Source organism: Nitratireductor mangrovi (genome assembly GCF_007922615.2).
Taxonomy (GTDB): Bacteria; Pseudomonadota; Alphaproteobacteria; order Rhizobiales; family Rhizobiaceae; genus Mangrovimarina; species Mangrovimarina mangrovi.
Map to the genome: position 1 here is coordinate 351,006 of NZ_CP042301.2, position 19,132 is coordinate 370,137.

General features: G+C 64.6%; 15 protein-coding genes. 7 read left to right on the forward strand and 8 right to left on the reverse strand.

Going from position 1 to position 19,132, the window contains the following annotated elements:
* Positions 1-220 precede the first annotated feature (220 nt).
* Positions 221-1,339, reverse strand: a complete 1,119-nt coding sequence (locus FQ775_RS01675) for a DegT/DnrJ/EryC1/StrS family aminotransferase (protein WP_146299184.1) — start codon at positions 1,337-1,339, stop codon at positions 221-223.
* 218 nt (positions 1,340-1,557) lie between these two features.
* Here FQ775_RS01675 and FQ775_RS01680 point away from each other — a divergent pair, with 218 nt between their 5' ends.
* Entirely contained in the window at positions 1,558-2,853 is a 1,296-nt protein-coding gene (locus FQ775_RS01680) for a nucleotide sugar dehydrogenase (RefSeq protein WP_146299185.1), read from the forward strand.
* Positions 2,854-2,965: 112 nt separating this feature from the next.
* Here FQ775_RS01680 and FQ775_RS01685 read toward each other — a convergent pair whose 3' ends face one another.
* The 4 genes from FQ775_RS01685 to FQ775_RS01700 all read right to left on the reverse strand — a co-directional run bounded on the left by FQ775_RS01685 (position 2,966) and on the right by FQ775_RS01700 (position 7,241).
* The gene (locus tag FQ775_RS01685) at positions 2,966-3,499 is read right to left on the reverse strand and encodes a hypothetical protein (protein ID WP_146299186.1); all 534 of its coding nucleotides are present in this window, start codon (positions 3,497-3,499) and stop codon (positions 2,966-2,968) included.
* A 353-nt stretch (positions 3,500-3,852) separates the two neighbouring features.
* Positions 3,853-4,437, reverse strand: coding sequence for an acyltransferase (locus FQ775_RS01690; RefSeq protein WP_146299187.1), 585 nt, complete (start codon positions 4,435-4,437; stop codon positions 3,853-3,855).
* Positions 4,434-5,432, reverse strand: a complete 999-nt coding sequence (locus tag FQ775_RS01695) for a Gfo/Idh/MocA family protein (protein WP_146299188.1) — start codon at positions 5,430-5,432, stop codon at positions 4,434-4,436. Before FQ775_RS01695 ends, FQ775_RS01690 begins: the two co-directional genes overlap by 4 nt.
* 93 nt (positions 5,433-5,525) lie before the next feature.
* A complete protein-coding gene (locus FQ775_RS01700; RefSeq protein WP_146299189.1) occupies positions 5,526-7,241 on the reverse strand; it encodes a lipopolysaccharide biosynthesis protein in 1,716 nt (571 codons plus the stop codon).
* Here FQ775_RS01700 and FQ775_RS01705 point away from each other — a divergent pair.
* Both FQ775_RS01705 and FQ775_RS01710 read left to right on the forward strand, forming a co-directional pair.
* On the forward strand, positions 7,161-9,302 hold the full coding sequence (locus tag FQ775_RS01705; protein ID WP_146299190.1) for a bi-domain-containing oxidoreductase: 2,142 nt from the start codon (positions 7,161-7,163) through the stop codon (positions 9,300-9,302). The genes FQ775_RS01700 and FQ775_RS01705 overlap by 81 nt on opposite strands.
* Positions 9,299-11,125, forward strand: a complete 1,827-nt coding sequence (locus FQ775_RS01710) for a heparinase II/III family protein (RefSeq protein ID WP_146299191.1) — start codon at positions 9,299-9,301, stop codon at positions 11,123-11,125. Before FQ775_RS01705 ends, FQ775_RS01710 begins: the two co-directional genes overlap by 4 nt.
* 20 nt (positions 11,126-11,145) lie before the next feature.
* Here the strand turns inward: FQ775_RS01710 and wecC are convergent, their stop codons facing one another.
* Together wecC and wecB are read right to left on the reverse strand one after the other, a co-directional pair.
* Complete coding sequence (gene wecC, locus FQ775_RS01715; RefSeq protein WP_146299192.1) at positions 11,146-12,417, reverse strand: UDP-N-acetyl-D-mannosamine dehydrogenase; 1,272 nt, start codon at positions 12,415-12,417, stop codon at positions 11,146-11,148.
* The gene (gene wecB, locus FQ775_RS01720; protein WP_146299193.1) at positions 12,414-13,535 is read right to left on the reverse strand and encodes a non-hydrolyzing UDP-N-acetylglucosamine 2-epimerase; all 1,122 of its coding nucleotides are present in this window, start codon (positions 13,533-13,535) and stop codon (positions 12,414-12,416) included. The genes wecC and wecB overlap by 4 nt, the downstream gene beginning before the upstream one ends.
* A 408-nt stretch (positions 13,536-13,943) precedes the next feature.
* Here wecB and FQ775_RS01725 point away from each other — a divergent pair, with 408 nt between their 5' ends.
* Positions 13,944-15,131 (forward strand): glycosyltransferase family 4 protein, encoded by a 1,188-nt coding sequence (locus FQ775_RS01725; protein WP_206064818.1) that lies wholly within the window; start codon positions 13,944-13,946, stop codon positions 15,129-15,131.
* Here the strand turns inward: FQ775_RS01725 and FQ775_RS01730 are convergent.
* The gene (locus tag FQ775_RS01730; protein ID WP_167812728.1) at positions 15,112-16,467 is read right to left on the reverse strand and encodes a DUF2793 domain-containing protein; all 1,356 of its coding nucleotides are present in this window, start codon (positions 16,465-16,467) and stop codon (positions 15,112-15,114) included. The two genes, FQ775_RS01725 and FQ775_RS01730, sit on opposite strands and share 20 nt — an antisense overlap.
* A gap of 124 nt (positions 16,468-16,591) precedes the next feature.
* Between FQ775_RS01730 and FQ775_RS01735 the strand changes: the two genes are divergently transcribed.
* Genes FQ775_RS01735 through FQ775_RS01745 form a run of 3 tightly spaced genes read left to right on the forward strand, consistent with a single transcriptional unit; the run spans position 16,592 to position 19,088 of the window.
* Positions 16,592-17,215: a sugar transferase gene (locus FQ775_RS01735; protein ID WP_146299260.1), complete on the forward strand. Its 624-nt coding sequence runs from the start codon at positions 16,592-16,594 to the stop codon at positions 17,213-17,215.
* Entirely contained in the window at positions 17,212-17,838 is a 627-nt protein-coding gene (locus tag FQ775_RS01740) for an acetyltransferase (protein ID WP_146299259.1), read from the forward strand. The genes FQ775_RS01735 and FQ775_RS01740 overlap by 4 nt, the downstream gene beginning before the upstream one ends.
* Before the next feature lie 23 nt (positions 17,839-17,861).
* The gene (locus FQ775_RS01745; RefSeq protein WP_146299258.1) at positions 17,862-19,088 is read left to right on the forward strand and encodes a DegT/DnrJ/EryC1/StrS family aminotransferase; all 1,227 of its coding nucleotides are present in this window, start codon (positions 17,862-17,864) and stop codon (positions 19,086-19,088) included.
* Positions 19,089-19,132: the final 44 nt, after the last annotated feature.

The following is a 19,132-nucleotide window of genomic DNA, read 5'->3' on the forward strand; positions in this document are numbered from 1 at the left end:
CACGTCTTCTCTCGTTGGTACCGGCACAAGGTTGGCGGCGGGCCAACGCATCTGAGGCGTTGGAAGTCAACGTGACGGGCCATCGGCTTGCTGTCCCAGCTAACCGCAATCGTGGAGCGGCAGAATGACAGTTGGCCGCTACGCCGATTCCAGCCGTTCGGCTGGCTCGACACAGGAGGACAGTGCCGGACGGCGCGACCCTACTCAGGGCGAGATCGAACTAGGCCAGCAGATCCTCGACGATGCGCTGTTGTACCTGTGAACTCAGGTAAGGGTGCATCGGCAGGCTGAGGACACGATCGGCGAGATCGTCTGTCACATTCATGCCGGCAGGGTCGGACGGGTAATTGTCGTAGGCCCGCTGGCGATGAAGCGGCACCGGGTAATAGATGACCGTTGGAATGCCAGCCTTCTGCGCTTTCTCCTGAAGTTCGGCGCGCGCCTGCTTCGAGGCCGTCTTGAGAGTGTACTGCGCCCAGACGCTCTTCAGTCCGTCAGGAATGTGCGGAACCTCGAAGCTCCCGGCGAGGGCCTTCGAGTAGCGGGCTGCCACGTCCTGGCGAGCCTCGATCTCGTCGGCGTAGATCGCCAGCTTCTCGAGCAGGATGGCTGCCTGCAGGGTGTCGAGGCGGCTGTTTACGCCGATCCGCTCGTTGAAGTATTTGTGCGAGCCCTTCCCATGCACACGCAGGGAGTCGAGCAGCACCGCCAGCTCGTCGTCATTGGTGAAAACCGCCCCCCCGTCGCCATAGCAGCCCAGCGGCTTGGCCGGAAAGAATGATGTGGTGGTGATATCGCAGATCGAGCCGGTGACACGGCCATGATAGGTGGCACCGAACCCCTGGGCACTGTCTCCGATCACCTTCATGCCGTTCTCGCGAGCGACCGCAATGATGCTGTCGTAGTCGGCCGAGAGCCCGAACAGGTCAACGGGAATCACACAGGCAGGCTTGAGCCCAAGCTCACGGGCGTGGGCGATCGTGCGCTTCAGGCTCTCCGGATCCATGTTGAATGTGTCTGGCAGAACTTCGACGAAAACCGGCGTGGCGTTGACCAGCGGCACGACCTCGGCCGTCGCCGCGAAGGTGAAGGAGGGCAGGAACACGGCATCCCCCGACCCGATGCCGAGCGCCATCAGCGCCAGTTGCAGCGCATCCGTGCCGTTGGCGCAGGTGATCGTATGCCTGGCGCCGCAGAATTCGGACAGCTTGGCCTCAAGCTCCGCCACTTCCGGTCCAAGGATGTATTTGCCGGTGTCGAGAACGCGCGAAATCGCCTGGTCGAGGGACGGGCGAATGCGCGCCTGCTGGGCCGCAAGATCGATGAAAGGAATGGACATGTGGAGGAGCCTCTGGTCTGGCAAACCGGAACCTTGGAAGGTGAAATACTCCGGCGCAGGTCGACCTTCTGCTATGATATCCAGAAGTGCTTTGCAACCCTCCTCGGCTGACTTCTGTCGGGAGCGGGGCTAAGGGCGGGCGCGTGCTTGCCGTGCGTGTAAAATGCCGCTAAACGCCCACTGCGCCTGCCTTTCCCTCATCTCCGGAGCCTTGCCTTATGCCTGCTGAGAAACCGGCCGCATCACACCCGACGATCGGCATCGTCGGCCTTGGCTACGTTGGCATTCCGCTTGCGCTACGTTTCCACGAGACGGGCTTTCCGGTCATCGGCTTCGACATCGACGCGGATCGGGTGGCCGCGCTCAATAGCGGCAGGAGCCCGATCAAGCACATCGCCGGGAGCGAAATCGCCGACATGGTCGCGAAGGGGTTCCAGGCAACCGCCGACTTTTCCCGCGTCGCCGAGGTCGACTCCATCATCATTTGCGTTCCGACGCCTCTGAGCAAGCACAGGGAGCCGGACCTTTCCTTCATCGTTGCCACGATGGAGACGATCACGCCGCATCTGCGCGCCGGCCAGCTGCTCTCACTTGAAAGCACAACCTGGCCGGGCACCACCGAACAGGTGTTGCGGCCCTTCATCGAGGGACGGGGCTTTCGCATTGGCGAGGACTTTTTCCTGGTCTATTCGCCGGAGCGCGAGGACCCCGGTAACCCGAACTTCAACACCCAGTCGATACCCAAGGTCGTCGGAGGTTCGACGCCCGCCTGCCGAAAGGCCGGCGAGACGCTCTACGGCGCAGCGGTTGACCGGGTGGTCGCGGTCTCCTCGACCGAGGTCGCCGAACTGGTCAAGCTGCTGGAGAACATCCATCGCTCGGTCAACATCGGGCTTGTCAACGAGATGAAGGTGATCGCCGACCGGATGGGGATCGACATCTACGAGGTGATCGATGCCGCGGCGACAAAGCCGTTCGGCTTTACGCCCTATTACCCCGGGCCCGGGATCGGCGGACACTGCATCCCGATCGATCCGTTCTACCTCACCTGGAAAGCCCGCGAGTACGGTCTCAACACGCACTTCATCGAGCTTGCCGGCGAGGTCAACCGGGACATGCCCGAATGGGTGGTCGACAAGATCGCCGGAGCCTTGAACGATCGCCGGAAATCGCTCAAGGGGAGTCGCATCCTTGCCCTCGGCATTGCCTACAAGCGCGACGTGGACGACATGCGCGAGTCACCGTCGGTGACGGTGATGGAAATCCTGCGTGACCGGGGTGCGCTCGTCGACTATTCGGACCCGAACGTGCCGGTGTTTCCGAAGATGCGTGAGCACAAGTTCGACCTGAAGTCGGTCGACCTGACGCCGGATGTTCTCACCTCCTACGATTGCGCGGTACTTCTGACGGACCATTCCGACTTCGACTACGACCTGATACTCCGCCACGCCCAGCTGATCGTCGATACGCGCGGCAAGTACCGCGAGCCGGCTGACAACGTGACAAGGGCCTGATCCAGGTCCATGAAGCTCGCCTAGGCTAGTCTTTTGCTAGGTCGATTCCTGGATTGCGCGTGGCGCACGAATAGTGGGGCGCCTGCGCGCCGGCTCGCGGTGAACCGCCACCCTACTCGAGGATGCATCTCGACAAATGTTTGACCGCGGCCGCGGAACCCGCAAGTTCATAGCTGAACACCGACGGAGACGGGGAGGAGATTGATATCTCCATCTTGTACCCCCGCGAGATGGCGGGGAACAAATCGACTTCGTCGGGAACGGCCGCGACCAGCTGGTGAGTGCTTCCGCGCGAACTCGCCGTTGCAGGGAAGGCGGCCTGGATCTGGCCGGGTATTTGGACACTCATTTCGGTCGTTTCTCCGGCCTTCAGTAGCGGTTCCTGCGATACGAGGCGAATCTGCCGGCGCAACGTGACCTCGTCGGATTCGTCAGTACCACCGATGAGATAAAGTTCGACTGTGGGGTCCGCCTTTAGACTGACCCTGCAGGTAGCGGAATGGTCCCATTCCTGGCCGTAAGCCGCCGTGGCCGCGAGCAGGGCGACAAGGGAAACAATCGAGCGCATGCGAATCCTCAGATCAAAGTTGGCAATGGACGCACCATTAGTGACCGCATCCATCAAGCGCAACGTAGATGACATCATCAATCTTCTTGCACAAAATGGCGCAATGGAAGGCGGGTTCCAGAAATGCGGCCGATGAGTGCGGGCCAGCAGCAAGGTGGTCTAGATCGACGATACAGCAGGACACCAGCCACGACTCCGTCGAACGTCCCAGGAACCTTTCATCGGGCGCGGAGAAGGCGCCGCTTAGTATCACCTCTTCATTGCCTCATCGAAAAATTCTCTGCAGACGTTCGCGAGGTGGCAATACCGGCTTACGCTCGATCGCCGTACTCAATCGTCGCGCCGCATCGTATTGCAAGGTCATGTGCTCGTGATCAAGGAACTGATTCAGATTAGACCGCTATGCATCGGCCGTGCGCGACAGCCCTGGGTTAGTCGCTGGTGGCGGCAAGCCGCTTAAGCGTCTCGCCATCGGCTTCATAGCGCTCGCCCGTGCGTGGGCAGGTAAGTCTTTCGTCCAGTATCTCGCCCGCCTGCGAGACCCAACCGATGCGTCGGGCAGGCACCCCCGCCATCAGGGCGAAAGCGGGCACCGGCTTGGTGACAACCGCTCCGGCGGCGATCAGACAATATTCGCCGAGTTCGTTTCCGCACACGATCGTGGCGTTGGCTCCGATCGTCGCCCCGCGGCGAACAAGCGTCCTGCGGAACTCGTCCTTGCGTTCCACGTCGGCCCGTGGATTGACGACGTTGGTGAACACGCAGGACGGGCCACAAAACACGCCATCCTCCAGCTCGACGCCCTTGTAGAGCGACACGTTGTTCTGAATCTTGCAGTTGTCGCCGACGGCAACGTCGGGGCCGATCATGACGTTCTGCCCCACCGAACAGTTCTCGCCGAGCCGAGTGCCGGGCAGGATATGACTGAAGTGCCAGACCTTCGTGCCCTGCCCCAGGGTGGCGCCTTCATCGACATAGGCGCTTTCATGAACAAAGGGCGGCTTCGTCGCGCTCATGCCATCGATCCCTGAAGGCCCTGCGCGGCGCCCAGATTGCCAGCGAGTGCGTCCTGGGCGGCGTTCAGAACACGCAGGACGGCCAGTCCCTCGCGCCCGTCTGTTCGCGGCGAGGTTCCTGTCTCGATGCAGTGCAGGAAGTGTCGGCATTCCTCCTTGAGCGGCTCGGCCTTCTCGACCGGCACCCTTTCGGCTTCCGCCTTGTCCGGTACCGGGGCCGGTCCGGTGGTGTCGACCCGGTGGCGATAGAGCAGCAGCTTGTCCTGCCATTCCGGGCGACTGTCCTCGAAGACGGCCATCGCCTTGCTGCCGATGACCACCAGGCGATGCTCCTTGAAGGGATGCATCCACGAGACGTGGACATGGCCGCTGCCGCCGTTCGGGAAGCGCATCTGCACAGTCACCACATCGGCGATGTCCGACGAGAAGCAGGCATTGCCCTGCGCCGAAATTTCAGTCGGTTCCGTTCCCATCAAGCCGAGGATCATCGAAATGTCATGCGGTGCGAATGACCACAGAACGTTCTCCTCGCTTCGAAACTTTCCGAGCGAAAGCCGGTTCGAATAGACGTGCAGCACCCGACCGAGTTCTCCCGCCGCAACCATTTCGCGAAGGCGCAGGAATACCGGATGATATTGCAGGAGGTGGCCCACCATCAGAGCCATGCCGCGCGACTCGGCGATTTCCGCGAGCGCCTGGGCCTGGTTGATATCGAGTGCCAGCGGCTTTTCGACAAAGACATGCTTGCCGGCCTCAAGAGCTGCTTTTGCCTGGGCAAAGTGCAGCCCGGCGGGCGAGGCGATGGAGACGCCATCGATCGCCGGATCGGCCAGGATTGCCTCGAACGAGGCGGCTTTGACCCCGTAGGTGTTGGCAGCCGCTTCGGCCACCGCCGCATCCGGATCGACGATGGCAGCGAGGTTGCCGAGTTCGGAAAAGTTGCGGGCGAGGTTGCGACCCCAGTAGCCGTGGCCGACATGCGCAATCGAAGTCATCAGAACTCGTCACAATCTTGGAGGTCATCCGCCGATAGACCATGGCGAAAGGTCTGTCCACCTTTTGCCTGCTGGTATGAGGCGCCCGGGGGCTTATGCCACGTTTGATTTTTCTCGGGAGAATTTCGCAACCTGGACTTTGTTCGCCTTCAGATGCAGCCAGGCTCGCAGCATGTAGCCCGACAGGAGGGTCAGGCTTGCGCCCAGGATCGCCTGCCATGCCTCTGCACCCGACCGGGCCAAAAGCATGAAGACCAACCAGACCGCCGCAAGCGTTGCAGCATCGCATCCAAGCTGCCAGAGCTGCTTGCCGTAGACGATCAGATGCGTCGTGGGGTTGAAGACGATGAGCGCAAAGAGATACGGCGTGACCGCCGCCAAGAGCGCGCCCGCGCCGTACCATTCCGCGCCGAATATCGGACCGATATAGAGCGGGCCGGCGATGAAGACCGGAACCGCGACCAGCCCGAGCAAAGACAGCCGGCCGATCGACTGCAGGTAAAACGAGCGCAGTTTCAAGGGATCGGTCTTGGCCAGATCGGCAGCGTCGGCCCAGAAGCTGTGGACGAGGCCTGTCGTCACGAGAGTGACCGGCGCCGTCGCAATGCGAAAAACCAGTGAATACCAGCCGACGATCGTCTCGTCGTAATGCCTCGATAGCAGGATGATCGGGCTCATCGCCATCAGCACATTGACAACGCCAAGCGCCAAGGCGGCAGCGACCGGGCCGCGAAATCGCCGGAAGGTCACCCGGAGGCGAGCCTGCGTCATGGCGCGCAGGTGCCGAAGCAGGTCGCGCTGACCGCGAAGCAGCATGACGACCGCGGTCCAGAAACCCGCCACATAGCTGGCAACGAGGCCGGTGCTGCCGGCGCCGGCGATCCCCGATCCGAGGCTCGAGACGAGCGTCACGGCGGCTTGCGCGAGCTTCGAATGGCTCATGGTCTTCAGATCGGCCAGATAGACGTGCCAACTCTGGAAGATCAGTTGCAACCCCCCAGCCATAACGCCGACGGCGAGCAGTAAGAGGAGAAGACGACTGCTTTCTGCCGGAAATCCGATCAGGGCGGTGATCTGGGTCTTGAAGAGCAGGGCGGCCCCAAGCAGAAGCACGAGTGTAATGCCGAGCGCGACGAAGGCGAGTGAAATGAGGGCGGCGACACGCGATGCGCTGCCGGCGTTGGGCACCAGCCATTCGAAGCGCCCCGTCGAAACGGCGAGGAGCACGCTCTGGCTCGCCGTGTAGATCGCCAAAATGCCGAAATCGTCGGGTGAGAACAGGCGGGTCAGAATGGGAAGGAAGACGATTGCGATCAGCTGTGCGGCGACATTGGCGGAGGCGATGCTGAGGAAATTCCTGCGGAACCGCTCCGAGCCTCCGAGCGCCAGGGCAAAGTACTTCGCGAGAAATGATCGATTCATGACAGAGGCAAGAAGAGCCGGCGGGGCGGGAGAGCGTGCGGGTTCGGAAAAGTTGACTTCAAGATGGGGGTCTTCTAGACGCGATCGGCATCGTATTCCATCGCTTTGTTTGGTTGCCGGTGTGTGTGTTGTCGACCAAGCGGCAAGACCTGCAGCCCGGCGCGAGCCAGCCTCAGATCCTGGTGGGCACGTCCGCTGGCGGTCTTCAGAGGTTGGCCCGAAACAGAAGACACCCCGGTTCGCGGACATTCGGATCGGCAACAGTCGCTCGCTTCGCGCTGAAGCGCCCAGACGGACAATCCATACATGAAACAGATTCTCCAGGACCTTTCCTCCGGCAAAACCGAGCTTGTCGAAGCGCCAGCGCCACGTGCCCGCGCCGGCCACGTGCTGATCGACACCGCCACCTCGCTGATCTCGACCGGCACGGAGCGCATGCTGGTCGACTTCGGCCGTGCCGGACTGGTCGCCAAGGCGCGGCAGCAGCCCGAGAAAGTGGCGCAGGTGCTGCAGAAGGCCCGTACGGACGGTCTGTTGACCACGGTCGAGGCCGTGCGCTCCAAGCTCGGCCAGCCGATTCCGCTCGGCTATTGCAATGTCGGCCGGGTGCGTGAGGCGGGCGCCGGCGTGGAAGGCTTCACGCCGGGCGACCGCGTGGTCTCCAACGGCGCGCATGCCGACGTCGTCTGCGTTCCGCGCAATTTGGTCGCGCGCATCCCGGACGCCGTGGACGATGAGGCGGCCGCCTTCACCGTCGTCGCCAGCATCGGCCTGCAGGGTATCCGCCTCGCCGAGCCAACGCTCGGCGAGGCGTTCGTTGTTTCCGGCGTCGGGCTGATCGGGCTGTTGACGGTGCAACTGCTGAGGGCTCACGGTTGCCGCGTCCTGGCGGTGGATTTTGACGCCGGCAAGCTTGCCCTGGCGCGGCGTTTCGGGGCCGAGACCTGCGATCTGAGCGCAGGCGAGGATCCGGTCGCGGCCGGCATGGCGTTCAGCCGCGGCGTTGGTGTCGACGGGGTCATCGTTACCGCTTCGACCAAGTCGAGCGATCCGATTTCGCAGGCGGCCCGCATGTGCCGCAAGCGCGGACGGATCGTGCTGGTAGGCGTGACGGGACTGGAGCTCAATCGCGCCGAGTTTTACGAGAAGGAGCTGAGCTTCCAGGTCTCCTGCTCCTACGGACCGGGTCGCTATGACCCCGATTACGAAGACCGCGGCCACGATTACCCCGTCGGTTTCGTGCGGTGGACCCAGCAGCGCAATTTCGTGGCCGTGCTCGACATGCTGGCCGACGGCCGGCTGGACACCCGGCCGCTCGTCACCCACCGCCACAGCTTCGAGGACGCGCCGGCCGCCTACGAGACGCTCGCTTCCGACAAGAGCGCGCTCGGCATTGTCCTGACCTACGGGCACGACGTCGAGGCGCGTCATTCGGCGACCGTCGCGCTGCGCAGCGCCGATGTTCCCGGGGCCAGGACGGGGGAGGGCGCCAGGCCCGTGGTCGGCTTCATCGGAGCCGGCAACTATGCATCGCGCATGCTGATCCCCGCCTTCCGTGCCGCGGGCGCCGACCTTCACACGCTCGCCAGTTCCGGCGGCACCAGCGGTGTCGTGCACGGCAGGCGCGCCGGCTTTCGCAACGCGACCTCCGACGCGGGCGCGCTGATCGCCGACCCGGCGGTCAATACGGTGGCGATCGTGACCCGGCACGACACGCATGCGCGTTTTACCAAGGAAGCACTGAAGGCGGGCAAGCACGTGTTCGTGGAAAAGCCGCTTGCCCTGACGCTGGAGGAACTCGACGAGATCAAGGCGGCCCATGCCGAATCCGGCGCGCAGCTCATGGTCGGCTTCAACCGCCGTTTCGCGCCCCAAGTGGTCACCATGAAGCGGCTGCTCAATGCCGTGCGCGAGCCGAAGGCCTTTGTCATGGTCATGAATGCGGGCGCCATTCCCGCCGACCACTGGACGCAGGACCCGGATGTGGGCGGCGGCCGCATCATCGGCGAGGCCTGCCACTATATCGACCTGATGCGCCATCTGGCCGGCGCCGCGATCGTCTCGGTCGAGGCGCGGCGCATGGGCGACAACGATGCCGTCGCGGTCACCGAGGACAAGGCGTCGCTCACGCTCGGTTTCGCCGACGGTTCTTTCGGCACCATCCACTACCTGGCCAATGGCGGCGCCTCGTTCCCGAAGGAACGCGTCGAGGTCTTTGCCGCGGGCGGCACGCTGCAACTCGACAACTTCCTCAAATTGCGCGGCTTCGGATGGCCCGGCTTCCGCAAGCAGGCGCTTTGGCGCCAGGACAAGGGCCAGAAGGATTGTGCCGCCGCCTTCCTCAAGGCGGTTGAAACCGGCGGCCCGGCTCCGATTCCAACTTCGGAACTCTTCGAGGTGGCCCGGGTCACCATTGAAGCTGCCGGGATGCTGCGGTCGCAGGTATGAGTCGGCTCGACCGGATCGCCACGCTGGCCGCGCTCGGCCCGGCCAACATCGCGCGCGTCGCGACTTACCGGCTCGGCCTGCGCGCGGGGTTGCATCCGGTCCTGAAGCTCAAGGCGGATGTCCCGTCCGGGCCCTTTTTCGATATGCCGCGCCGGCGGGCGCCGGAATGCGCGGTAGCGCGCGAAAGCTGGCGCAAAACGGCGCTCTATTTCGGCTTCCACGAGTTTGCGCTCGATGGACCGCCTGATTGGCACGCAAATCCGTTCCGGCCTGGCGTGAAAGCCCATTCGGAACGCCACTGGTCGCGCATTCCCGACTTCGACCCTGCCGTCGGCGACATCAAGACGGTGTGGGAAGCGTCCCGCCTCGACTGGCTGATCGCCATGGCGCAAAGGGCCGCAGCCGGCGATGCCGGTGAACTCGATCGGCTGAACGCATGGCTGGCAGATTGGGCGTCAGCGAACCCGCCCTACGAGGGCGCCAACTGGAAATGCGGCCAGGAGGCCTCGATCCGTGTCATGCACCTGGCGCTCGCGGCACTGATCCTGGGCCAGGTCGAGCGGCCGCTTGCCGGTCTCGTCACAATGCTGCGGCTACATCTCGCTCGTATCGCGCCGACCATGGGCTACGCGATCGGCCAGCAGAACAATCACGGCACCTCGGAGGCCGCGGCGCTCTTCATCGGAGGCTCCTGGCTTGAACGGCTCGGTGATGTCCGCGCCGCGCAGTGGGCCGCGACGGGGCGGCGCTGGCTCGAAGACCGCGCCCGGCAACTCATCGAACCTGACGGGACGTTCAGCCAGTATTCGGTCGTCTACCATCGCGTCATGCTCGACACATACTGCCTGGCGGAAGTGTGGCGCCGCCAGGCGGGCCTGCCGGACTTCTCGCGCACACTGGTGGAGCGCCTTGCCGCGGCGACCGAATGGCTTCGGCAGATGACGGAATCTGCCACCGGTGGCGCGCCGAACCTCGGCGCCAACGACGGGGCCCGGCTGATCGCACTGACCGATACCGACTACCGTGATTTCCGCCCGAGCGTTCAACTGGCTTCGGTCCTCTTCTCGCGCGCGCGGGCCTGGCAGGAGGAGGGCGCCTGGGACCAGCCCCTCATCTGGCTGGGGACGGAGACCGACGGGCGCGCGCTGCCCGAGCCGGGAAGTATCAGTTTTGACGACGGCGGCCTGCACGTCCTGCGGAAGGGCGCAACCGTCGCCTATCTGCGTTATCCGCGCTTCCGGTTCCGGCCCAGCCAGGCGGACGCGCTGCACCTCGACCTCTGGGTCGGCGGCGACAATCTGCTCAGGGACGCCGGCACCTACAGCTACAACGCTTCGGACGAGGATACGGCCTACTTCCCCGGCACGGCAGCGCACAACACGGTCGCCTTCGACGGGCGCGACCAGATGCCCCGGCTGGGGCGTTTTCTGTTCGGTTCCTGGCTCAAGGCGCGCGACGTGGCGAGAATCTCCGAAGACGCCGGCATTGTTAGCGCGTCAGCCGGCTATCGCGACCGCTGGGGCGCATCGCACCACCGCACGGTATGGCTTGCAGACGCCAGCCTTGTCTGCCGCGATCGGCTTGAAGGCAGCGCCGAAAGGGCAGTCCTTCGCTGGCGTCTGATGCCCGGCGACTGGAATCTGGAGGGAATGGCGGTGACCAACGGCCGCTTTACCCTGACCGTGTCGTCGGACCAGCCGGTCCGCCGCATCGAGCTATCGGAAGGTTTCGAATCGGAGCACTATCTGCAGAAGACTCCACTTCCGGTGCTCGAGGTGGAGACGACGGTGCCCGCCGTCCTGAAAACCCGCATCGCCTTCTGAACTCGGCCGGCGGAGCCTCGTCAGGCCCAGACCCCGCGCGTGTCGATGATCGTCTTCGATGCGAGGCTTTCGCGCTCGATGGCGAGATAGGGCCGGTGGTTGACGAGCATCACCACGATGTCCGCGGCCGCAACGGTCTGATCGATGTCGGTGACGAAGCGCACCCCCTCCATGCCCGAGAGGGAGGCGGGAAGGTCCTCGATGTTGGGCTCGGAGACCAGGGTTTCGCAATCGTTCCATGAGGCCACGGTCTCGGCGATCGCAAGCGCGGGGCTTTCGCGCAGATCGTCGACGTCGGCCTTGAAGGCAAGGCCCAATAGGGCGACGGTCGGCCGTCGGCCAGTCGCTGCCCGGGTGGCTTCCAGCGCCTCCCTGACCATGCCGAGCACACGTTTGGGCTTGTCGTCATTGACCTGGCGGGCGGTGCGGATCAGCGGCGTGGCGTCGGGTGCCGCCTCGACGATGAACCAGGGGTCTACCGCGATGCAGTGTCCGCCCACTCCTGGGCCGGGCTGCAGGATGTTGACCCGCGGGTGCTGGTTGGCGAGCCTGATCAGTTCCCAGACATTGATGCCTATCGTATCGCAGACACGCGAAAGCTCGTTGGCGAAGGCGATATTGACATCGCGGAAGGCGTTCTCGGTCAGCTTGCACATTTCCGCCGTGCGCGCGTCGGTCACGTGCAGGTCGCCGCGGCAGAAGATGCGGTAGAGCGCCTTGGCGCGGTCCGAGCACGCCGCGCTGATGCCGCCGATCACGCGGCTGTTGTCGATCAGTTCCGTCAATACCCGGCCGGGCAGCACACGTTCCGGGCAATAGGCGATGTTGACGTCGACTGGCCCGTTCCCGTCACGGGCCGGGAAACGAAGGTCAGGACGGGACTCGGCCAGAATCCGGGTCATCTGATCGGTGGTGCCGGGCGGCGATGTGGATTCCAGGACCACGAGCGTGCCGGGGCGCAAATGGGGCGCGATCGCACGTGCGGCCGACCAGACATAGCCGAGTTCGGCCTTACCGTCGTGGAAAGGCGTCGGCACCGCGATCACGAAGGCGTCCGCCGGCTCCGGTTCGGTTGAAGCGCGCAGGTGCCCCCGGTGCACCGCGCTTGCGGTAACGCCCTCGAGGTCAGGCTCGACGATGTGAATCTCGCCGCGATTGATGCAGTCGACGACATCCTGCTTGACGTCGACACCCACCACGTCGACCCCGCGCGAGGCGATCACGGAAGCGGTGGGAAGTCCGATATAGCCAAGGCCCAGAACACAGATCTTTCCGATGGGGGCCGAACTCATGCCAATTCCTCTTCCACGATCTTCCTGATGCGGCCGGCGGCCTTGCCGTCGCCGTAGGGGTTGATGGCCTGCGCCATGCGGCCGTAGTGGTTCTGGTCTGTAAGGAGCCGTGACGTCTCGTCCACGATCCGGCCGCGATCGGTGCCGACGAGGATGACGGTGCCGGCGTCCACGGCCTCCGGACGTTCTGTCGTTTCCCGCATCACCAGGATCGGCTTCCCGAGCGATGGCGCTTCCTCCTGCACGCCGCCGGAATCGGTGATGATGAGATGAGCGCGGTCCATCAGATGCACGAACGGCTCATAGTCGAGCGGGTCGATGAGATGGATCGCGTCATTGCCGCCAAGAAGTCTTTCCACCGGCTCACGCACACTGGGATTGGGATGAACCGGATAGACGATCTGGACGGGGTGAGCGCGCGCGATGTCACGCAGCGCATTGCATATGTTCTCGAAACCGGCGCCGAAATTTTCCCGCCGGTGGCCGGTGACCAGCACCAGCCGCTTGCCCTCTTCGAGATATGGGAACCGGGCGTCGAGTTCGGAGCGCCGCTCCGGCTCGCGGGTCTTCCCGGCTGTCTCCAGCAAGGCGTCGATCACGGTGTTGCCGGTGACATGAATATGAGCCTCGGGAACTCCTTCGCGCAGCAGATTGGCTTTCGAAGTCTCGGTCGGCGCGAAATGGAAACGTGTTGCGAGCGTGGCCACCCGGCGGTTCATTTCTTCCGGCCAGGGCGCCATCAGATTGCCGGAGCGCAGACCGGCCTCGACATGGCCGAGCGGCAGCCGACGATAGAAGGCGGCAAGGGAGGCGGCCAGCGTCGTGGTGGTATCGCCATGCACGAGCACGACATCGGGTCGTTCCTCGTCGAGCACCTTGCCGATGCCGGTCAAAACGCCAGCGGTCACCGCGTCCAGCGTCTGGTTCGGCTTCATCAGATCGAGATCATGGTCGGGCCGGATATCGAAGAGTTCGAGTACCTGGTCGAGCATCTGCCGGTGCTGTGCGGTCACGCAGACGCGCACGCTGAGCTTGTCGCTGCGCGAGAGTTCCTGCACCACCGGAGCCATCTTGATCGCCTCTGGGCGGGTGCCGAAAATAACGAGAACCTTTCTCAAGCAGGCACCTGCTTCCGCACCCGGCGAAAAGAAACGATACGGAAGTTGGCCATAGTGGCTCCCACCTGCCCCGACGGTCTGATTCCGAGGCCTATCTAGTCCGCCGCTTGGGCATTGTCCATGATGGCCGCCCGCTTTAGGTGCGAGATGTCATGACGCCGGCGCGAGCAACGGCAAGGCCGCTCATCGCGTCGGCAAGGAAACGAAGAATATCGTCCGCTTTCGTTTGACATGTACCGCGCCTTCGGTGAAACCGGCCTCCGTTTCGGGCTGGTTGCACCATTCGGCATCTTTCGCAGCCCGCCTCAGCGAAAACGCCAGGTCTGGGCTCACGCGACGATGCATGTCCTTTATTTTCACCAGCATTTTTCGACACCACGGGGCGCGGCAGGAATCCGGTCCTACGAGATGGCGCGTGCCTTGCTGCGCCGCGGACACGAAGTCACGATGGTGTGCGGCAGCTATGGCGTCGGCCAGACCGGGCTTGATGGGCCGTTCCGGCGCGGGCGCCGCGAGGGCATGGTCGATGGCATCCGCGTGATCGAATTCGATCTCGCCTATTCCAACGCCGACGGGTTTCTGAAGCGCAGCTGGTCGTTCGCGAAGTTTGCGCTGGGCAGTATCCGGCTGGTGCTGACCGAGCGTTATGACCTGGCCTTTGCCACGACCACACCGCTCACCGCCGGTATCCCCGGCATCGCGGCGCGCTGGTTGCGCGGCAAGCCCTTTGTGTTCGAGGTGCGCGATCTGTGGCCCGAGCTCCCCCGCGCAATGAAGGTGATAACGAACCCGGTCGTTCTGTGGCTGTTGTCGGCGCTGGAGTGGGCATCCTATCGTTCCGCACACCGCTGCGTAGCGCTGTCGCCCGGCATTTCCGACGGTATCGCGGGACGGGGCGTGGCGCGGGACCGCATCGCGCTGGTGCCGAACGGTTGCGATCTCGACATCTTTACCGGTTCCGATCTTGAGCCCTGGCGGCCCGAGGGAGTCGGGGAGACGGACCTGATGGCGGTCTTCACCGGCACTCACGGCATGGCCAACGGCCTCGGCGCCGTGCTCGACGCGGCCGGCGTGCTCAAGCGGCGTGGGCGTGACGACATCCGGCTGGTGCTCGTGGGCAGCGGTCAGCAGAAGCCGGGCCTGGAGGAGCGCGCCGCGCGCGAGGGGCTCGACAACGTCGTCTTCCACGCGCCTGTCGACAAGGCGCGCCTCGCGGGGCTGCTGGCCGCCGCCGATCTCGGCATGCAATGCCTGGCCAATGTACCGGCGTTCTATTACGGCACCTCTCCCAACAAGTTTTTCGACTATATCGCGGCCGGGCTGCCGGTGCTCAACAACTACCCCGGCTGGCTGGCCGGCATGCTGACGGAACACCAATGCGGTTTCGCGGTGCCCCCGGACGATCCGGCTGCCTTCGCCGACGCGCTGGAGCAGGCGGCCGGCGACCGCCGTGCCCTGAAGCGGATGGGCGAAAACGCGGCGGCGCTGGCGCGCACGCAGTTTTCGCGCGCCATGCTTGCCGACCGCTGGGTCGCGTGGGTGGCCGAGGGAGAGCGGCAGAGGGAGGAACGCGGACTTACGGCAGCCAGCGGTTGACGCCGGCGATGACGCCGATGTTGTCGTCCACTCTTGTGATGCCGCCCATCAGTGCCAGGCAGGCGAGCTGGTAGCGATGCCCGGATGCTGCGGCGTAGATGGACCACAGATTCGGCTGGTACCCTACGCTGAGATAAGGGTCCGTCCGGTGCTGGACAGTAACCGACACCCAGCCGTCCGCCGGCGCGATGAGCGCATGCTCCGTCCCGGCGACACCGTCGACGATCAGTGTCTGCCCCGACTGCCGGGACCATAGCACGGCAGCATCAATTGCGCGGATATAGGCATGGAAGGTCATGGCCGGAACCATCGGGCCGAAGCTCGGCAGTGCGCTGAGATAGTAGTTCGTCGCTTCAACGCTGATCGGCGTCGATGCCGTCCCCGACCCCATGGTGATTTCCGCCACTCGGAATTCGACCCCGTGGCGGCGATGGGCCGGGCTGCGAATGCTGTCGATCAAATCCTTGACCGTGGCCGGCAGGGTGCCCTGGCTGCCGCCATAGTCGTTGTTGTCGCTGATGAACTTGCCAGCGTCGGCGGCCGTCGAACTGTTATAGAGGGTAAGGTAGGCGGGCAGGGAAAACGCGCCGACGGTGTTTGTCTTGGCTGCGTTTCCGGCGAAGCGGCCGCTGTCGGGGAGCAGGCTGACCGCGAAGTCGGAGAGAAGGTTGGTGTTGGGGAAGGAAAGCCGGCCGGTCTGGCCGTCTGCGCGGAGCGCCTCCTTCCAGTCCGAGCCGTCCGGCGAGACCTTGATCGTCAGTTCGTCGTCGCCGACCAGCCCGATCTCGGCACGGCCGGACCAGTTTGTCTGCAACAGGAGCGACAGCACGTCGGCGGCGCTTTCCTTGTTCATGGTGCAGCGCAGATCGCCATCGCCGCCTTCGGCGACGGTCTTGGCCGTCCAGAGCGCCTTGTTGAGCCTGGCGGAGAACGGGTTTGTCGCGTCTGCCGTAGTGCCGACCCCGAGCAGGGCGAGGTTCTGAAGGGCGGTGATCGCGTCGGCAACGTCGGCCCAGGCCGAGCCAGTCCAGTAGCAAAGCCGCGCCTCGTCGATGACCCAGGCAAGCCAGCCGTCGCGGGGCTGGTAGAACGCCCACGCGCCGTCCTGGAAAGCGGCGACCTTGCCCTCTTTGCCCTCCCAGGCATCGGTGGCGCTGTCGCCGACGATATGACGGTCGCCCTCCGCGGGATCACCGGGCGGGGCGGCCAGGGCCCGGTCGATGACCGCGAGTTGCACCACGGCGTCGAGCGCCACGAGCGCCTCATTGTGGGTGACATGCTTTTGTGCCTGCGACGGCATGATGTGCGGAAGATGGAGATTGGGCGTGTTTTCCATTGCCGTGTCCTGAACCATAAGACCTTGCGCCAGTATGAGACGGCGTTGTAGGGAGTGGATAAATATGCCGCGCTGCCGCTCCAACGCGGGCGGCAGGGCACGCGGACGAGATGTTCAAACCGGCATGAAGCGGCTTTTCGACATCGCGATCTCGGCATCCGTCCTGATCGCTTTTTCTCCCGTTCTCGCGTCGCTGGCCGTCCTTGTGCGCTGGCGGCTCGGCAGCCCGGTGTTCTTCGCCCAGCTTCGGCCGGGCAAGGATGCACGCCCCTTCCGCATGTTGAAGTTCAGGACCATGCTCGACGCACGCGGCGCCGACGGCGAACTGTTGCCGGACGCCGAGCGGCTGACGCCGTTCGGCCGCTTCCTGCGCTCGACCAGCCTCGACGAACTGCCGGAACTGTGGAACGTGCTGAAGGGCGAGATGAGCCTCGTCGGACCGCGGCCGTTGCTGATGGAATATCTGCCGCTCTACTCGCCCGAGCAGGCGCGCCGGCATGATGTCAGGCCGGGCCTAACCGGCTGGGCGCAGGTCAATGGCCGCAACGCACTGAGTTGGGAGCAGAAATTCGCCTACGACGTATGGTATGTCGACAACCGGAACTTCTGGCTCGACCTGAAGATTCTGGCCCTGACGGTCAGAGGGGTTTTGCAACGCTCGGGAATATCGGCGGATGGCGAGGCGACCATGCCGCGCTTCGCCGGCAGCGGCTCGGGCTCCGGCAACGGTCCGGACGGGCGCCGATGAGCGGGCCGCTTCTCGTCCTCGGAAGCGGTGGCCATGGCCGCGTGGTGGCGGACGTCGCAGCGCTCTGCGGCTATGAACGCATCGCCTTTCTCGACGACGCGCCGGCGACCGGTGCGGACCTGCCCTTTCCCGTCCTTGGCCCGCTGACGATGCTGGGCGAACTGGCGTCGGACTGGCCCATGGCCATTGCCGCCGTCGGCCACAACGGCGTCAGGCAGAAGCTCTTCCAGTCGCTTCGCGATGCCGGCTTTGCCCAGCCGGCCATCGTGCATCCGACGGCGGTGATCAGCCCCAATGCCCGGCTGGGGGAAGGGGTGTTCGTCGCGGCCCTGGCGGTCGTCAATGTCGGGGCTTCGATCGGCGATGCCACGATCCTCAATACCGGAGCCCGCATCGATCATGACTGTGCTATCGGGGCCGCCTGCCATATCGCGCCGGGGGCCACGCTTTCGGGCGGCGTGACGGTCGGCGCCCGCGCCTGGCTCGGAACCGGCTGCTCGGTTCGCCAGGGCATCACGATTGCCGACGACGCCGTTGTCGGCGTTGGCGCCGCCGTCGTATCGGATCTGCCCGACGCGATCACTTATGTCGGCGTGCCGGCCAGGCCCCTGACGGGACCATGACGAAACAATGATGGATTGAGGCCTTGCTCAACACACCCTTTTCCCCCTGGCCGGTCTATTCCGAGGAAGAAATCGAGGCGGTCGCGCGTGTCCTGCGCTCCGGCCGTGTGAATTACTGGACCGGCGACGAGTGCCGCATGTTCGAGCGCGAATTTGCCGAATGGTGCGGCACGGCGCATGCGATTGCGCTGGCCAATGGCACGCTGGCGCTAGACCTGGCACTGCAGGGGCTCGGCATCGGCCCCGGCGACGAGGTGGTGGTGACCCCGCGCACCTTCCTGGCTTCGGTTTCGTGCGTGGCCAACATCGGCGCAACGCCGGTTTTCGCGGATGTCGATCGCGAGAGCGGCAACCTGACCGCCGAGACGATCGCGGCGGTGCTGACGCCGAGGACGAAGGCGGTCATCCCGGTGCATCTCGGGGGCTGGCCCTGTGACATGGACCCGATTATGGAACTGGCCGACCGCCACGGCTTCAAGGTGATCGAGGATTGTGCCCAGGCCCATGGCGCCCGCTACAAGGGGCGTCCGGTGGGTTCGATCGGCCATGCCGGCGCGTGGTCCTTCTGCCAGGACAAGATCATCACCACGGGCGGCGAGGGCGGCATGGTCACCACCGACGACCGCGAACTGTGGTCGCGTATGTGGTCGTTCAAGGACCATGGCAAGAGCTGGGAAGCCGTCTACGAGCGCGAGCACGCGCCCGGTTTCCGCTGGCTCCACGAAAGCTTCGGCACCAATTGGCGCCTGACCGAAATGCAGGCGGCGATCGGGCGCATCCAGCTTGCGCGTCTGGACGAGTGGTCGGCAGCCCGCGAGGCCAACGCGAATGTGCTGCTGACTGCGCTGAAGCGTCATGCCGACGAGCATGGGCCGGTTCGCGCCCCCATGCTGCCCGGAACGGGCGAAGGCCGCAATGACCGCTCGCGCAATGCCTTTTACCGGGTCTACGCCTATGTCCGCGACGAGAACCTGGCGCCCGGCTGGAGCCGCGACAGGATCGTGTCGGAGATCGTCGCCCGCGGCGTGCCCTGCTATCACGGCCCGTGCCCGGAGGTCTATCTGGAGCGTGCCTTCGAAGGCACCGGCTGGCGGCCGCCGGAGCCGCTTAAGACCGCGCATGCATTGGGTGAGGCGAGCATGATGTTCCTCGTCCACCCGACCCTCACTGAGGCGGAGATGCAACTGGCTGCAAAGGTGATCGGGGAGGTGCTGGCCGAGGCGCGCGAGACGGCTGACGCGTCAGCCTAGAGGCGAACCGCAGTGCCGCGGATGCCAGGCGCGGCGAGCCGAGC

Bases quoted from the DNA above. Each gene is read 5' to 3' on its own strand.
- FQ775_RS01675 (WP_146299184.1), bottom strand. From the start codon at position 1,339: ATGTCCATTCCTTTCATCGATCTTGCGGCCCAGCAGGCGCGCATTCGC.
- FQ775_RS01680 (WP_146299185.1), top strand. From the start codon at position 1,558: ATGCCTGCTGAGAAACCGGCCGCATCACACCCGACGATCGGCATCGTC.
- FQ775_RS01685 (WP_146299186.1), bottom strand. From the start codon at position 3,499: ATGATGTCATCTACGTTGCGCTTGATGGATGCGGTCACTAATGGTGCG.
- FQ775_RS01690 (WP_146299187.1), bottom strand. From the start codon at position 4,437: ATGAGCGCGACGAAGCCGCCCTTTGTTCATGAAAGCGCCTATGTCGAT.
- FQ775_RS01695 (WP_146299188.1), bottom strand. From the start codon at position 5,432: ATGACTTCGATTGCGCATGTCGGCCACGGCTACTGGGGTCGCAACCTC.
- FQ775_RS01705 (WP_146299190.1), top strand. From the start codon at position 7,161: ATGAAACAGATTCTCCAGGACCTTTCCTCCGGCAAAACCGAGCTTGTC.
- FQ775_RS01710 (WP_146299191.1), top strand. From the start codon at position 9,299: ATGAGTCGGCTCGACCGGATCGCCACGCTGGCCGCGCTCGGCCCGGCC.
- wecC (WP_146299192.1), bottom strand. From the start codon at position 12,417: ATGAGTTCGGCCCCCATCGGAAAGATCTGTGTTCTGGGCCTTGGCTAT.
- FQ775_RS01725 (WP_206064818.1), top strand. From the start codon at position 13,944: ATGGCGCGTGCCTTGCTGCGCCGCGGACACGAAGTCACGATGGTGTGC.
- FQ775_RS01730 (WP_167812728.1), bottom strand. From the start codon at position 16,467: ATGGAAAACACGCCCAATCTCCATCTTCCGCACATCATGCCGTCGCAG.
- FQ775_RS01735 (WP_146299260.1), top strand. From the start codon at position 16,592: ATGAAGCGGCTTTTCGACATCGCGATCTCGGCATCCGTCCTGATCGCT.
- FQ775_RS01740 (WP_146299259.1), top strand. From the start codon at position 17,212: ATGAGCGGGCCGCTTCTCGTCCTCGGAAGCGGTGGCCATGGCCGCGTG.